Annotated in this window: 16 protein-coding genes; 6 read left to right on the plus strand and 10 right to left on the minus strand. The window is 73.4% G+C overall.

Annotated features, from left to right (window positions below):
• Positions 1-442, plus strand: a 442-nt coding sequence (locus IEY71_RS15800) for a VOC family protein (RefSeq protein WP_229781799.1), incomplete at its 5' end; no start/stop codon positions are given.
• Positions 443-449: 7 nt separating this feature from the next.
• Here IEY71_RS15800 and IEY71_RS15805 read toward each other — a convergent pair.
• Positions 450-1094 carry an HAD family hydrolase gene (locus IEY71_RS15805; protein WP_189086331.1) on the minus strand — a complete coding sequence of 215 codons (645 nt, stop codon included), beginning with the start codon at positions 1092-1094 and terminating at the stop codon, positions 450-452.
• 23 nt (positions 1095-1117) lie between these two features.
• On the opposite strand from IEY71_RS15805, the gene IEY71_RS15810 reads away from it, so the two are divergent.
• Positions 1118-1966 carry an ADP-dependent NAD(P)H-hydrate dehydratase gene (locus IEY71_RS15810; RefSeq protein ID WP_189086332.1) on the plus strand — a complete coding sequence of 283 codons (849 nt, stop codon included), beginning with the start codon at positions 1118-1120 and terminating at the stop codon, positions 1964-1966.
• 41 nt (positions 1967-2007) lie between these two features.
• Here the strand turns inward: IEY71_RS15810 and IEY71_RS15815 are convergent, their stop codons facing one another.
• From IEY71_RS15815 to IEY71_RS15825, 3 genes are read right to left on the minus strand one after another with little or no spacing between them, the layout of a single operon-like run.
• Positions 2008-2796 (minus strand): amino acid ABC transporter ATP-binding protein, encoded by a 789-nt coding sequence (locus tag IEY71_RS15815; RefSeq protein ID WP_189086333.1) that lies wholly within the window; start codon positions 2794-2796, stop codon positions 2008-2010.
• Positions 2793-3662, minus strand: a complete 870-nt coding sequence (locus IEY71_RS15820; protein WP_189086334.1) for an amino acid ABC transporter permease — start codon at positions 3660-3662, stop codon at positions 2793-2795. Before IEY71_RS15820 ends, IEY71_RS15815 begins: the two co-directional genes overlap by 4 nt.
• Before the next feature lie 40 nt (positions 3663-3702).
• Positions 3703-4539: an ABC transporter substrate-binding protein gene (locus IEY71_RS15825; RefSeq protein ID WP_189086335.1), complete on the minus strand. Its 837-nt coding sequence runs from the start codon at positions 4537-4539 to the stop codon at positions 3703-3705.
• A gap of 117 nt (positions 4540-4656) precedes the next feature.
• Here IEY71_RS15825 and IEY71_RS15830 point away from each other — a divergent pair, with 117 nt between their 5' ends.
• From IEY71_RS15830 to IEY71_RS15845, 4 genes are all read left to right on the plus strand, one after another.
• Positions 4657-5919, plus strand: a complete 1263-nt coding sequence (locus IEY71_RS15830) for a glycosyltransferase 87 family protein (RefSeq protein ID WP_189086336.1) — start codon at positions 4657-4659, stop codon at positions 5917-5919.
• Positions 5920-5929: 10 nt separating this feature from the next.
• Positions 5930-6241 carry a thiamine-binding protein gene (locus IEY71_RS15835; protein ID WP_189086337.1) on the plus strand — a complete coding sequence of 104 codons (312 nt, stop codon included), beginning with the start codon at positions 5930-5932 and terminating at the stop codon, positions 6239-6241.
• Positions 6228-6659 (plus strand): hypothetical protein, encoded by a 432-nt coding sequence (locus IEY71_RS15840; protein ID WP_189086338.1) that lies wholly within the window; start codon positions 6228-6230, stop codon positions 6657-6659. Before IEY71_RS15835 ends, IEY71_RS15840 begins: the two co-directional genes overlap by 14 nt.
• An 87-nt stretch (positions 6660-6746) precedes the next feature.
• A complete protein-coding gene (locus IEY71_RS15845) occupies positions 6747-8024 on the plus strand; it encodes an MFS transporter (protein ID WP_189086339.1) in 1278 nt (425 codons plus the stop codon).
• Positions 8025-8103: 79 nt separating this feature from the next.
• Here IEY71_RS15845 and IEY71_RS15850 read toward each other — a convergent pair whose 3' ends face one another.
• The 6 genes from IEY71_RS15850 to IEY71_RS15875 form a co-directional block, all read right to left on the minus strand.
• On the minus strand, positions 8104-8760 hold the full coding sequence (locus tag IEY71_RS15850; RefSeq protein ID WP_189086340.1) for a response regulator transcription factor: 657 nt from the start codon (positions 8758-8760) through the stop codon (positions 8104-8106).
• Positions 8761-10005 carry a hypothetical protein gene (locus tag IEY71_RS15855; RefSeq protein WP_189086341.1) on the minus strand — a complete coding sequence of 415 codons (1245 nt, stop codon included), beginning with the start codon at positions 10003-10005 and terminating at the stop codon, positions 8761-8763.
• Positions 10002-11156: a sensor histidine kinase gene (locus tag IEY71_RS15860; protein WP_189086342.1), complete on the minus strand. Its 1155-nt coding sequence runs from the start codon at positions 11154-11156 to the stop codon at positions 10002-10004. Before IEY71_RS15860 ends, IEY71_RS15855 begins: the two co-directional genes overlap by 4 nt.
• Positions 11157-11238: 82 nt before the next feature.
• Positions 11239-12444, minus strand: a complete 1206-nt coding sequence (metX, locus tag IEY71_RS15865; protein WP_189086343.1) for a homoserine O-acetyltransferase MetX — start codon at positions 12442-12444, stop codon at positions 11239-11241.
• Between the two features lie 136 nt (positions 12445-12580).
• On the minus strand, positions 12581-13903 hold the full coding sequence (locus IEY71_RS15870) for a bifunctional o-acetylhomoserine/o-acetylserine sulfhydrylase (RefSeq protein WP_189086344.1): 1323 nt from the start codon (positions 13901-13903) through the stop codon (positions 12581-12583).
• A gap of 131 nt (positions 13904-14034) precedes the next feature.
• Positions 14035-15222, minus strand: coding sequence for an acyltransferase family protein (locus IEY71_RS15875; protein WP_189086345.1), 1188 nt, complete (start codon positions 15220-15222; stop codon positions 14035-14037).
• Between the last annotated feature and the right edge of the window lie 22 nt (positions 15223-15244).

Here is a 15244-nt window from a genome sequence, read left to right on the forward strand (position 1 = left end):
AGGTTCACTCATGTTCGAGACGATCCTGGCGACGGCGGTTCTGCCGGCGCACGACCTCGACCGCGCCAGGCAGTGGTGGGCGCAGGTGCTCGGCCGCGAGCCCATCGGCGGCGAGCCCGAGGGCGAGACGCTGTTCTACGAGATCGGCGGCGTGCCCGTCATGGTCTACCGCACCGGCTTCGCCGGCACCGCGCAGAACACCGCCTTCAACCTGCTGACCGACGACCTCGACCGCGACATGGCCGCGCTCCGCGCAGCGGGCGTCGCCTTCCACGAGTACGACTTCCCGGGCCTCAGCACGGTCGACGGCGTCGCCGAACTCGGTGAGGAGCGCGCGGCCTGGTTCAGCGACAGCGAGGGCAACATCTTCTCGCTCAGTCAGCCGGCGGAGGAGTCGGCGGCGCTCGTCGAGCGGCTGCGCGCCCGGAGCGGCCCGAGCTGAGCCGCGCTCAGACGGCCAGCCCGCGGAGCCAGCGCTCGAGTCCGGCGGCATCGGTGAAGACGTGCCCGTCGCCGCCGACCGCCCGCGCGCCCTCGACGTTCTCGGCCCGGTTGTCGACGAAGAGGAACTCCTCGGGCGCGATGCCGAGCTCGGCGATGACGTGCTCGTAGATGTCGGAGTTCGGCTTCACGAGGCCGAGCTCGCCGCTCACGAAGACCCGCTCGAACAGCGGAGCGAAGGAGCCGTGCCGCAGCCAGCCCGAGAAGTCCGCGCCCGCGTTCGACAACAGGGCCAGGCGCGTGCCGCCCGCCCGCAGGGCGTGCAGCACGGCGAGGGTGCCCGGGTCGACGCTGAGCCAGCCCCGGTGGTCGATCGCCCACAGCTCGTGCACGTCGATCGGGGAGAACTCGGTGCCGAGCCCGGCGGCGACCGCCGACCAGTAGTCGGCGATCGAGCGGGTGCCCTGGTCGAGGCCCTCGCGGTGCGCCCAGTACTCGCGCCAGAAGGCGGCCTCCTGCTCGGGCGAGACGCGCGCGCGGGCGAGGAGGGCGGCACGGTCGGCCGGGCCGGGCTCGCGGGAGATGACCTCGCCGTAGTCGAACACGACGACGGCGGGGGAGAGGGCGATGGGGGCGAGGGCTGTCGGAGTCATCCCCGCCAACCTATCGTTGGAGCATGAGCGCTGGCGGATGGCAGGAATGGCGGGCTGCGGACGCGGCGGAGTGGCTGCGGCCGCCCACGGCCGACGACGACAAGTACTCGCGCGGCGTGCTCGGGGTCGTCACCGGCTCGCACGAGTACCCCGGGGCGGCGCTCCTCGGCGTCGAGGCCGCCACCCGCAGCGGCGTCGGCATGGTGCGCTACACCGGGCCGCGTCCGGTGCGGGCGCTCGTGCTGGCCCGCGCGCCCGAGGCGGTCACGACCGCCGGCCGGGTGCAGGCCTGGCTGCTCGGCTCGGGGATGGACCCGGCGCGCCGATCGTTCGTGCTCATCGGCGAGCTCGAGCACGCGCTCGCCTCCGGCGTCCCGGTCGTGCTCGACGCGGGCGCCCTCGACCTCGTCGGCGCGCATTCGGCGCCCACCGTCATCACCCCGCACGCCCGCGAGCTCGCCACCCTGCTCGCCGATCGGGAGGTGCGCACGAGCGTCGAGGAGGTGCGCAGCGACCCGGCCGCGTGGGCGGCGCGCGCCGCGCGGGAGATCGGCGTCGTCGTGCTGCTGAAGGGCGCGGTGACGCACATCGCCGACCCGGACGGCGCGGCGATCACCGTCACCGCGCCGACCCATCGGCTCGCCACGGCCGGCTCCGGCGACGTGCTCGGCGGCATCCTCGGCGCGCTCGTCGCCGCCTCGCACGAGCGGCTCGCGAACGACGCGCACGCGCTCGCGCCGATCGCCGCGACCGCCGTGCTCGTGCACGGGCTCGCCGCCGAGCGCGCCGTCGCCGAGGTCGACGGCGGGCCGATCGTCGCCTCCGACCTCACGGCGCAGCTGCAGCGGGTGCTCGGGCAGCTCGCGGGCTGAGCGACCGGCTCGCGACGCCGGGCCAGGGGACGGCGGCGGCGTCAGCCGGGCAGCACGCGGGCGAGGAATGCGCGGGTGCGCTCCTCGCGCGGCGCCGCGAAGAACTCCCGCGACGGCCCCTGCTCCACGATGCGACCGCCGTCGAGGAACACCACCCGGTCGGCGACGTCGCGCGCGAACGCCATCTCGTGCGTCGCCATCAGGATGGTCGTGCCGCCGTCGGCGAGCGAGCGGACGAGCGCCAGCACCTCGCCGACGAGCTCGGGATCGAGCGCGCTCGTCACCTCGTCGAGGAGGAGCAGCTCGGGACCGGTCGCGATGGCGCGCACGATCGCCACGCGCTGCTGCTGCCCGCCCGAGAGCCGGTCGGGGTACGCGCCGGCGAAGTCGGCCAGGCCGATCGAGGCGAGGAGCTCCCGCCCGCGACGCTCGGCCTCGGCCTTCGGCAGGCGGTGCACCAGACGGGAGGCGAGGGTCACGTTGTCGAGCACGCTCAGGTGCGGGAAGAGGTTGTAGTGCTGGAAAACGGCGCCGATCCGTGCGCGCACCGCGTCGGCATCCACCCGGGGGTCGCTGATGTCGCGACCCGCGAGGCGGATGACGCCGTCGTCGATCGGCTCGAGGAGGTTCGCGGTGCGCAGCAGCGTCGACTTGCCCGAGCCGGAGGCGCCGATGAGCGCGACGACCTCGTGCGCGCGCACCTCGAGGTCGACCCCGTCGAGCACGACGTGCTCGCCGTAGGCGCGGCGGACGCCGGTGAGGGCGAGCACCGGCTCGCGCTCGCCTTCGGGGACGGCGGGCGGCTGCGCCTCGGCGGCTGCGCGGCTCATACGATGCTCCCGATCTGCTCGCGCCGCCGCATCCGCGCCGTCACCCAATCGGTGAGCCGCACCATCGGCAGAGCCAGGAGGACGAACAGCAGCCCCGCGACGACGTAGGGCGTGAAGTTGAAGTAGTGCGCCGTCTCGATCTGCGCGGCCCGCACCGCGTCGACCGCGCCGAGCACCGAGATCAACCCGACGTCCTTCTGCATCGCGACGAAGTCGTTCATGAGCGCCGGCGTCACCTTGCGGATCGCCTGCGGCAGCACGACCCGGCGCATCGTCTGCGCGTGGCTGAGGCCGAGGGAGCGGGCGGCGAGGCGCTGCGAGGGGTGCACCGCCTCGATGCCGGCCCGGAACACCTCGGCGACGTACGCCGAGTACACGAGGATGATCGCGATCGTGCCCCACACCGCCGCTGGCAGGCGCGGGAAGAACTCGAGCGCCGGCACCCCGTAGCCGACGAGGTAGAGCACGATGAGGAGCGGCACCCCGCGGAACAGATCGGTGTAGCCGGCCGCGATCGCCCGCAGCGGGAAGAACACCGGGCCGCGGAGGGTGCGCAGCGTCGCCAGCGTGATGGCGACGAGCAGCACGCCGATGGCCGCGAAGACGAGCACCTGGAGGTTGAGCAGGAGCCCCTCGGCGATCCGGGGGAGGGAGGCGAGCGCCACCCCGGGATCGAAGAAGGTCTCCGCGACCCGTGCCCACCCGGGCGAGCCCAGCACCGCCCAGGCGAGCAGCCCGGCGAAGACGAGCGTGCTGAGCACGCTCACGAGCACCGAGCGCCAGGTCTGCCGACGGCGGAACGCCCGACGGCTGAGCTCGAGTTCGCTCGGCCGCCAGGCGCCGTCGTCGGGGGATGCTGCGCTCATGCGGCCGCCGGAACGGAGCCGGCCGGAGCGGCCACGTGGGTCACTGGAGGACGGGCGCCGTGTCGTCGCCGCCGAGCCACTTGGCCGCGAGCTCGTCGAGGGTGCCGTTCTCGCGCAGCGCGTCGACCGCGGCGGTGACCTTCTCGGTCAGCGGGGAGTCCTTCGCGAGCACGAGCCCGAACTGATCGCCGCCGCCCGTCGAGGGCAGCTGACCGATGATCTTGCCGCCGTCGAGCTCCGCGCCCGTCAGGTAGAAGGCGGTGGGAAGGTCGACGACGATCGCGTCGACGGTGCCGCTCTGCAGGGCGAGCTTCGCGTCGTCGTTCGTGTTGAAGATCTGCGCGCCGCCGTCGGGCGCGATCGTCTGCTCGACCGCCGTGAGGCTCGTGGTGCCGGTCTGCGCGCCGATGAGGAACGGCTTGAGCTCGGCGATCGTGGTCGCGCCCGCGGCCGGGGAGCTGTCGACCGTCACGACGACCTGCGTGGTCTCGTAGTAGGGCGAGGAGAAGTCGACCGCCTGCTTGCGCTCGTCGGTGATCGAGAACTGCTGCAGGTTGAAGTCGAAGTCCTTCGGGCCCGGCGCGATGGCCTGCTCGAAGGTGGAGCGCACCCAGACGACGTCCTCCTTCGCGAAGCCGAGCTCGTCGGCGACGGCGTAGGCGACGGCCGACTCGAAGCCCTCGCCGGACTCGGGGGCGTCGTCGATCACCCAGGGGAAGTACGCGGGCTGGCCCGTGCCGATCGTGAGCTTGCCGTCGGTCACGTAGCCCTCGGCGCTCGGACCGGTGGGGCCCTGGTCGCCGCCGGCGGTGCAGCCGGCGAGGGCGAGGGCCGCTGCGGCGGCAAGGGCGACGGCGGTGAGCGTGCGACGGGTCATGGCGGGGCCTTCCGATCGGGATGACTCAAGCTTGGCCGAACTCGCCGCAATCCGCAGCCCGATGGCGTCGTATGACGCCCAGGCGCGGCTAGGCTCTGAGCCATGCCGGATCGGGGGATGGGGGATCGTCGATCGAGCCGCGGCATCCGCCGCCTCCTCGCCGGACGCGGCGCGATCTGGGTCGCCTTCGCGCTCGTGCACGCCGGGCTCGTCGCGCTGAACCTCTTCGCACCCGGGCTGCCGCTCGGCGACGTGACGGGCGTCTACCGGATCTGGGCCGAGAACGCGGCGCACGGCTACGCGCGGATGGGCATCGACCTGCCCTGGGTGTACCCGATCCTCGCCTTCGCGCCGATGGCGGCCTCCCTCGCGTTCGGCGGCGAGTGGTTCGGCGAGACGTGGCTCGCGCTCGTCACCGTGCTGAACGGCCTCACCCTCTCGGTGCTGCTCGGCCAGGCGACGCTCTCGCGGCACCGCCGGATCGCCGCCTGGTGGTGGCTCGGCTTCCTCGCGCTGCTCGGGCCCATCGCGCTCGGCCGGATCGACGCCGTCACGGTGCCCTTCGCGATGCTCGGCCTGCTCTGGGCGGCCGGCCGACCCCGGGCCGCCGCCGTGCTGCTCACGATCGGCGCGTGGATCAAGGTCTGGCCCGCCGCCCTCGTCGCCGCCCTCGTGGTGGCGCTCCGCCGGCGGGCCGAGGTCGTGATGATCGCGCTCGCGCTGAGCCTCGGCATCCTCGCCGTGAGCCTCGTCGCCGGAGCGGGCGGGAACGCGATCGGCTTCATCGGCGAGCAGGCCGGGCGCGGCCTCCAGGTCGAGGCGCCGCTCGCGGTGCTGTGGCTGTGGGCCATCGTCGCCGGCGCCCCCGGGGTCCGGGTCGCCTACGACCGCGAGATCCTGACGTACCAGGTCTCCGGACCCGGGGTCGACGTGGCGGCCTGGCTCACCACGCCGCTGCTCGCCGTCGGCGTGGCGAGCGTGCTCGCGGTCGGCATCCGGGCCGCCCGCCGTGGCGCGCCGCTCGGCCGGCTGCTGCCCCCGCTCGCGCTCGCCTTCGTCGTCGTGCTGCTGCTCGGCAACAAGGTCGGCTCGCCGCAGTTCGTCGCCTGGCTGGCCGCCCCGGTCGTGCTCGGCCTCGTGCTGCGCCCCGCGCGCTTCGCGGTCCCCGCCCTGCTCGCGGCCGGCGCCGCGCTGCTCACCCACGTCATCTACCCGTACTGGTACGGCTGGCTGCTCGTCGCCGACCCCGCCTTCGTGCTGCTGCTGACGGGCAAGGTGGTGCTGCTCGCGCTGCTGCTCGCGTGGGCGCTGCGGCGGCTGTGGCAGGCTGGAAACCGGGTCGCGCTCCCGGCGCACGAGCTCGCCTCGCGGCCCGGCTAGGAGGACCCCAATGCTGGTGGCATTCTCGGTCGCGCCGAGCGGCACGGGCCGGAGCGACGGCTCGGTGCACGACGCCGTCGCGGCGGCGGTGAAGATCGTCCGGGAGTCCGGGCTCCCGAACCGCACCACCTCGATGTTCACCGAGATCGAGGGCGAGTGGGACGAGGTCTTCGATGTGGTCCGGCGGGCGACCGAGGCCGTCGGCGCGTACGGCTCGCGGGTCTCGCTCGTGCTGAAGGCCGACATCCGCCCGGGCTACTCCGGGGAGCTCGACGCGAAGGTCGAGCGGCTCGAGCAGGCGATCGACGATGAGCGGGCCTGAACCCGAGTCCGATCTCGACTTCGATTTCGGCGCGGAAGCGAACGCACTGCTCGACGCCCTGGATGCCGCCCTGCATGAGGACGGCTGGGCCGCGCACTACTCGACCCGACGAGGACTCAGCACGTGGTTCGACGTCGCGCGGCAGCGTTGGGCGGGCTCCGACACCGTCGACGACTACACCAATGACCTGTGTGCTCGGGATGCGCTCGAGCTCGCCCTGGAACGGACCACCGGTGCGTTGCACGAGCGGCTTGCTGCGCTCGTCGAGCGTGCCGACCAGGAGTTCCTCGCCTCCACAGAGCCGGATTCCGCGATGTTGCTGGGGAAGTACTTCCGACTGGACTCGCGGTCGGGCTGGTGGTGGCGCCGCATCCCCGTGACCGGAGGAATCAGCGAGCAGCTGCGCGCCCAACGGTGAGTCCGGTCGGCGCCCTCGCACGGGCGCACGACGGCGGATGACGCCATCCGCTTGTCGAATCGATTCGAGGCGTGGCAGAATCGCCGGGTGATCCCCGAATCCTCCGGGCCGACGACGCTGTCGCCGGCCCGTCTTCGTTTCGCGCTGCTGGCGCTCGCCCTCGGCGGCTTCGGCATCGGCGCCACCGAGTTCGTCGCGATGGGCCTGCTGCCCGACATCGCGGGCGATCTGCTGCCCGGCCTCGCCGCCACCTCGCCCGATGAGGCGAACGCGCAGGCCGGCTGGCTCATCTCCGCGTACGCGCTCGGCGTCGTCGTCGGGGCGCCCACGATCGCCGCGGCGGCCGCGAAGTGGCCGCGCAAGCGCCTGCTGCTCGCTCTCGCCGCCTGGTTCGCCCTCGGCACGCTCGCCTCGGCGCTGCTGCCGAGCTTCGGACTCGTGCTCGTCGCGCGCTTCGTCGCCGCCCTGCCGCACGGGGCGTACTTCGGCATCGCCTCGCTCGTCGCGGCGAGCCTGATGGGGCCGGGCAAGCGCGCCCGCGGCGTCGCGCTCGTGCTCTCCGGGCTCACCATCGCGAACGTCGTCGGCGTGCCGAGCATCACCTGGCTCGGCCAGCTCGCCGGCTGGCGGGTCGCCTACCTCGCCGTCGCCGTGATCTTCGTGCTCACCTTCCTCGCGATCGCCGCGGCGGTGCCGTGGCAGGCTGGCGACCCCGCGGCGAGCATCCGCCGCGAGCTCGGCGCCTTCCGCCGCTCGCAGGTCTGGTTCGCGATCGCGATCGGCGCGATCGGCTTCGGCGGCTTCTTCGCGATGTACAGCTACATCGCCCCGCTCGCCACCGAGGTGACGGGGCTCCAGGCCGCGTTCGTGCCCTTCGTGCTCGTCGCGACCGGCCTCGGCATGACGGTCGGCAACCTCATCGGCGGCCGGCTCGCCGACTGGAGTGTGCGCCGCACGATGTACCTGTTCTTCGTCGCCCTCGCGGCGGCCCTGCTGCTGCTCGCGCTCACGGCGAGCCATCCGCTCGGCCTCTTCGGCGGGGTCTTCCTCGTCGGCGTCACGTCCTCGGCGCTCGCCCCGACCATCCAGACCCGCCTCATGGACGTCGCCCGCGACAGCCAGTCGATCGCCGCCGCGCTGAACCACTCGGCGCTGAACGTCGGCAACAGCATGGGCGCCGTGCTCGGCGGCCTCGTGATCGCCGGCGGCCTCGGCTACCTCGCCCCGATCTGGGTCGGCTTCGCGCTCACGCTCGCGGGCATCGCCCTCGCGTTCGCGAGCTTCGCGCTCGACCGCCGGCGGATCGGCCGCGGCGTCGACGTGTCCTACGCGACCGGGGCGGTCGCGGCGGCCGAGCGGGACTGAGGCACCGTGCAGGCCGGTCGCGCGGTGCGGGCCGGTCGCGCGGCGCGGGCCGGTCGCGCGGCGCCGGCCGCGCCTCGCGTCAGTCGGTCTGCAGCAGGATGCCGTCGGCGATGGCGCGCTTGCGGAGCGCGACCTTCGTGCCGACGTCGTAGCCGGCGACGCGGTACTTCTCGCGGATGCGCTTGAGGTAGCTCTTCGCGGTCTCCTCGGAGATGCCGAGCTGGAACGCGACGGCCTTCACCGGCTGCCCGGCGCCGTAGAGCGCCATGACGCGCCGCTCCTGCGCCGACAGCTTCGGCGCCTGCACGGCGTCGGCGTCGGCGAGGGTCGTCTCGAGCTCGGGCGTGATGTACGAGTCGCCGAGTCGCGCCGCACGGATCGCCTCGACGATCGTCTCGACCGGCTCCGACTTCACGAGGTAGCCGAGCGCGCCCGCGTTCAGCGCCTCGCGGACGACGGCGGGCTCCGAGTAGGTGCTCATCAGCATCGTCTGCACGCCGGCCGACTTCAGCATCGACAGCTTGAGCGAGACCGGGATGTTGTCGCGCAGGTCGAGGTCGAGCAGCACGACGTCGGCCGGGAACTCCGGATGCGCGAGCAGCTCCGACCAGGACGGCACCGCGGCCACGAGCTGGATGTCGGGCGCAGCACCCCGCAGCCACTCGGATAGGGCGCCGAGCAGCATGCGGTGATCGTCGACGATCGCCAGGCGGATCGGTGCGGCCGGTTCAGGCATTCATCTTCCCCTCGTTCGGGCGCTACGGGGCGCCGAAGCGGCTGCCGGGGCGTTCGGGTCGACCGGGCAGACGAGTTCGATCCTGATCGAATCCGACGCGGACACGACCTCGTGACTTCCGAGACTACCGAGTGCATCCCAGATGGCGGGGTCCAGATGACGCCGCGCCACGCCGGAGACCTCGATCTCGATCGCGAGCGGACCCCGTTCGTCGTCGTCGAACGGCTCGCTGCGCACCCGCACGACGACCCTCGCACCGGCGGCGCGGCGCGGGCGGCGCTCGCCCGCGATCAGCCAGAGCGTGAGCAGCAGCCCGTCGCGCTGCGCGGGGGCGAGCACGCCCGCGTCGCCGTCGGGGTCGTCGATCGTGACGCGGCGGCTGAGATACGCCGACTCCGTGACGGCGTGCTTCAGCCAGGTGTCGCTGCGGCCCTCGATGAGGCGCACGCGGAGCTTCGCGGCGAGCGCGCCGGCCCGCAGCGCGGCATCGGTCGGCAGCGGGATCGGCAGCCGCCCGGAGCCGACGTCCTCGAGCAGCGACTCGGCGTCGAAGTCGAGGCGCGCGAGCTCCTCCGAGGCGCGCATGCCGACGGCGCTGCGGGGGGTCTGCACGGTGCTCTGCACGAGCGAGAGGTCGAGCTCGCGCCCCACGAGCCGGCGGAAGCCCACGATCGCGAGCGCGGCGACGACGACCGGGAGCACGGCGGAGACGGCGACCGCGACGCCCACGACGACGAGCGGACCCGCGGCGGGCAGCTGCAGCAGGGCCGCGATCGCGATCGCGGCGCCGACGACTCCGGCGACCACGACGGGCACGCGAGGTCCGCGCAGCGTCGTGACGGGCATCAGCACGACCGCGGATGCCGCGGCCGCCGTCGGCGCGACGCCGAGGTGCAGCAGCCCCTGGGTCGCGACGAGGTCGAGTCCGACCGGGACCGCGAGGGCGGTGAACAGCGCGAGGTAGACCCAGCTCGGCATACGCGGCGAGAACAGCCGGGAGACGACCCCGCCGGCGAGGACGACCGCGAGCGCGATCCAAGCCGCCCACGGGTCGCGACCGGCCGGATACGCGCCGGCGGTGACGAGGAGGTGCGCGAAGTGGCCGGCGACGAGCACCGCGGCGGCGATCGTGATGCCGGCCGACATCCGCCGCCCGCCGTGCCGCTCGCGCATGTCGACGGCGGCGCGCGCCGAGCGCGCCGGACGCCGGAACGAGCGTTCGATGGTCGAGTGCAGTCCGCTCACGGCTTCGGCACCTCGAGCATGACGGTCGTGCCGGCGCCGGGGGAGGAGAACACCCGGGCCCGGCCGCCGACGGCGTGCAGGCGGCCCACGACGGACTCGGCGAAGCCCAGGCGGCCGGGCTCGACCGCGTCGGTCTGGAAGCCGCTGCCGGCGTCGGTGATCATCGCGCGCACCGCGCGCTCGTCGTCGGTGACCGTGACGTCCGCCTCGTTCACCCCGGAGTGCCGGCGCACGTTCTCGAGGCATTCGCCGAGCGCGCCGAGCAGGGCGTCGAGGCTGTCCCGGGGGAGCAGCAGCTGTCCGGCGCCGTGCCAGTTCACGTCGAGCCCCATCCGGGCGAAGCGCTGGCGCACCGACTCGAACGTCGAGCCGAGCGCGTCCTCGTCGGCCTCCGGCGCGTACATCGGGTGCGAGCCGACCTCGAGCGGCACACCGAGGCGCAGCTGGCGCAGCAGGCGGGCGTCGTCGCGCGCCTGGTCGCGCAGGGCGGCCTGCCCGACGCCCACGCCGGAATGCGCGAGCAGGCTGAGGGTCGCGAGCACGGTGTCGTGCAGCAGGCGGGCGTCCTGGCGCTGCTGCGACTCCGCCTCGCTCGCGAGCCGCTCCGCCTCGTGCGCGCGGCCCACCTCGGAGATGCGCTCCGCCGCCCGGTCGATGGCCCGCGCCGTCCAGGTGGCGAGCAGCCCGCACGCCGCCCAGCCCGCGACGGCGGCGACGATGGGCAGCAGCGAGCCGCGGCCGGCGACGGCGCCGATCCAGACGGCGACGACGACGAGGGCGGCGAGGCTCGCGACGATGAGCTGCCCGTGCCGTCGTGGGACGAGGGTCAGCGCGAGCGAGGCGGTCGCGGCTCCCGCGATCGCGGCGATCGCCGTCGACCCGGCCGGCCCCGGGGTGTCGAGGCCGACGAGGAGGATGGCGGCGACGCCCGCGGCCGCGGCGCCGAGCGCCGGGCCGAGCTCGCCGCGTTCGGTGTGCAGCATGATCGCGCCGGCCACGAGCAGGGTCAGCACGATGGCGGCGATCCGGGCGACGAGCCCGGTGGAGTCGGGGACGAGCAGGCACAGCACCGCTCCGGCGCACCCGGACAGGCCGGTCAGCCGCGCGATCCGGGCGAGGAGCCGGTCGCGTTCGTTGTGGATGCGATGCACGATCTTCCTCAGCCGAACAAGGGCGCCCGCGACGGAAGCCCGATAGTCGAACCCTAGTGCAGAGCGGGCCGGCGGCGCTCGTTCAACCGGCGAGCAGCGCCGCGATGGCGCGGCCCACGGCGTCGGACTCGATGAGGAAGGCGTCGTGCCCGTACTCGGAGTCCAGGACGACCGGATCCGGGCCGTGCACGCTGCCGCGCAGCTGCGCCGCGATCTCGCGCTGCCCGGCGAGCGGGAAGTACCGATCGCTCTCGATGCCGAGCACGAGGCTCTTCGCCTCGATGCGGGCGAGCGCCGCCGCCGCGCCGCCGCGCCCGCGGCCGACGTCGTGCGAGTTCATCGCCTCGGTGAGCACGAGGTAGCTGTTCGCGTCGAAGCGGCGGGTGAACTTGTTGCCGTGGAAGTCGAGGTACGACTCGACGGCGAAACGGCCGCCGCCGCCGAGCGGGTCGAGCCCCGACTGCCAGCTGCGCGCGAAGCGGTCGTTGAGCTCGGTCGCCGTGCGGTAGTTCAGCATCGCCATCCGGCGGGCGAGCGCGAGTCCCCGGCTCGGGCCCTCGCCGTCGGCCGCGTCGTAGTACGCGCCGCCGGCGAAGGCGGGGTCGGAGCGGATGGCCTCGAGCTGCACCGAGTTCAGGGCGATCTGGTCGGCGGTCGCGGCGGGCGGGCCGGCGAGCACGGCGATCCGCTCGACGCGTTCGGGCGCCGTGATCGCCCACTCGAGCACGTGCATCGCGCCCATCGAGCCCCCGACGACGGCGGCGAAGCGGTCGAGGCCGAGCTCGTCGGCGAGCGCCTGCTGGGCGGCGACCTGGTCGCGGATCGTCAGGAACGGGAAGCGCCCGCCCCACTCCACGCCGTCGGGCGCGAGCGAGGCCGGGCCGGTCGAGCCCTGGCAGCCGCCGAGCACGTTCGGCGCGACGACGAACCAGCGCTCGGTGTCGATCGCGCGGCCCGGGCCGACGACGTCCTCCCACCAGCCGGCGCTCGGGTGGCCGGGGCCCGCCGAGCCGAGGACGTGGCTGTCGCCCGTGAGGGCGTGCAGCACGAGCACGGCGTTGTCGCGGGCGGGGGAGAGCTCGCCCCACGTCTCGTAGGCGATCGTGACCTCGGGCAGCGTCTCGCCGGACTCGAGCCGGACCGTGCCGATCTCGGCGAAGCGGCGGTCGCCGACCGGGTCGCCGATGCGCCAGGCGCCGGTCGCCGGGGCCCGGCCGAGCAGGCTGTGCGCCCGCGCCTCCGGCACGATGCTCGCCGGGACGACGTCCGCCTGCGTCTGCCAGTCCATGCCTTCGATTCTCCCCGAGCGGGCAGGGCGCGCGGGCATTGTTACGGTCGCGGCATCCGCTGGAACGCGAACCCCGCGGAGACGACGGATGCCGCAGGCGTCGGCCTGCGGCATCCGGATCGCGCTGGGTCTCGCGTTACGCGCGGAGCGCCTCCGAGGCGGCGCGGGCGGCGGCGAGGCCGGCCTCGAGATCGGCCTTCAGGTCGTCGATGTTCTCGATGCCGACGGAGAGGCGCACGAGGCCCGGCGTCACGCCGCTCGTGAGCTGCTGCTCGGGCGTGAGCTGCGAGTGCGTCGTCGAGGCCGGGTGGATGACGAGCGAGCGCACGTCGCCGATGTTCGCGAGGTGCGAGAACAGCGAGAGGCTGTCGACGAGCGCGCGGCCCGCGTCGACGCCGCCCTTCAGCTCGAAGGAGAGCACCGCGCCGACGCCCTTCGGGGCGTAGCTGTTCGCGGCCGCGTACCACGGGCTCGAGGGCAGGCCCGAGTAGTTCACGCTCGCGACGTCCGGGTGGTCGTCGAGCCACTCGGCGATCTCCTGCGCGTTCTGCACGTGGCGCTCGATGCGCAGCGACAGCGTCTCGATGCCCTGGATGAGCAGCCACGCGCTGTTCGGCGAGATCGCGGCGCCGAGGTCGCGCAGCAGCTGCACGCGGGCCTTGATGATGTAGGCGAGGCCGTCGCCGACCGCGGCCGTGTAGCTCGCGCCGTGGTACGAGGGGTCGGGCTCGGTGAGGCCCGGGAACTTCTCGACGTTCTTCGACCACTCGAACTTCCCGCCGTCGACGATGATGCCGCCGATGGTGGTGCCGTGGCCGCCGAGGAACTTCGTCGCCGAGTGGATGACGATGTCCGCGCCGTGCTCGAAGGGGCGGATGAGGTACGGCGTCGCGATCGTGTTGTCGACGACGAGCGGGATGCCGGCGTCGTGCGCGATGCCCGCGACGAGGCCGATGTCGAGCACGTTGATCTTCGGGTTGCCGATGGTCTCGGCGAAGAAGAGCTTCGTGTTCGGGCGCACCGCGCGGCGCCACTCCTCGGCGTCGTCCTGGTTCTCGACGAACGTGGTCTCGATGCCGAGCTTCGCGAGGGTGTACTTGAAGAGGTTGTAGGTGCCGCCGTAGATCGAGCTCGACGAGACGATGTGGTCGCCGGCCTGCGCGATGTTCAGCACCGAGAAGGTCGCCGCCGACTGGCCGGAGGCGAGCAGCAGCGCGCCCGTGCCGCCCTCGAGCGCGGCGACGCGCTCCTCGACGACCGCCTGGGTCGGGTTCTGGATGCGGGTGTAGATGTTGCCGAACTCGGCGAGCGCGAAGAGGTTCTGCGCGTGCTCGGCGTTGTCGAAGACGTACGAGGTCGTCTGGTAGATCGGGGTCGCGCGGGCCTTCGTGATCGGGTCGGGGGCGGCGCCGGAGTGGACCTGCTTGGTCTCGAAGCGCCAGTCGGCTGCGTTGCTCATCGAGCTCTCCTTCGGTTCGGCCGGCTCGGGTGGCCCGGCCGTGTTGCGACCACGCTAGGCGGGGCGCGCAGGCCGGGCAACGCGACCCGACACACGGCGTAACCGCTGGCCGGTCGGCGCAGTCGCGTGGCTCAGTCGCGCGGCGCGCGCGGCGCGCGCGGCGCGGGCGGCGTCGACGGCGGGGCGGTGCCGCCCGGGCCGGCGGCGCCGGGCGGGAGCGCCTCCGGCGGCAGCACGATCGTGCCGGTCGCCGTCGAGGGCTCGGGGCGGAACAGCCACCTGGCGCGCGGCTCCACGAGCGGGCGGAAGAGGCGGCGCACCGGCTTCAGCGAGAGCACGATCGAGATGCCGACGCAGAAGACGATCATCGCCGGCAGCACCCAGAACGGCTGATCGCCCTCGAGCACGCCCGACTCGCGGAGCGGGAAGAGCACGAAGCTGTGCAGCAGGTAGATGTACATCGTGGCCGCCCCGAACGGCGTGAACCAGTGCGCCCCGCGCGGCATGAGGGTGAGGAAGGCGACGGCGAGCACCATGGCGCTGAGGAGCAGGCCGAGCCGGATGGCGCCCGTCCACGGCTCGTCGTAGCCGAGGTCGGGGTAGGACTCGTCGTAGAGCAGGAATCGTCGGAGCTTGACGTCGCGCCACCACTCGATCGCGGTCGGCATGGCGATGAGGACCGCGGCGAACAGGGCGATCGCCCCCGCCCGCCAGCGCCAGGCCACCCGGGCGGGCAGTGCCAGCCAGCGCCCCGTGATGCGCCACTGACGCAGCTTCCAGCCGAAGACGAAGAAGGGCAGCATGCCGAAGGTGCGGCTGAGGGCGAGCGTCGAGTCGATCGTCTCGGAGTAGCCGGCGGCGACCGAGATCGCGATCGCGATGAGCAGCGGCGCCCGCAGCAGGACCAGGTACGGCAGCACGACCCGCCACACCGCGAGCGCGATGAGGAACCAGAGCGTCCAGGACGGGGTCGCGTAGTCGAGCCCGACCCCCGTGCCGAGCAGGAACCGCAGCGCCGTCCAGATCGTCTCGAAGATCAGGTACGGCAGCACGATGTCGGTGATCACCTGGCGGATCGAGCGCGCCGTCGGCGGCCCCGACTTCGCGAAGTAGCCGGCGACGGTCACGAAGACTGCCACATGGAAGGAGTAGATGAACAGGTAGACGCTGTAGGCCGAGTTGGACTCGCCGATGAGCGGCAGGATGCCGTGCCCGACGACGACGAGGACGATCGCGATCCACCTCGCGTTGTCCCACAGCGGCACCCGCTTCTTCGCGTGCGGCTGGGACGTCGTCGGCGTCGTCGGCGTGGAAGGCATCGCCCCATTCTCCCAGCACGGG

Source organism: Agromyces mediolanus (genome assembly GCF_014648575.1).
GTDB lineage: Bacteria > Actinomycetota > Actinomycetes > Actinomycetales > Microbacteriaceae > Agromyces > Agromyces mediolanus.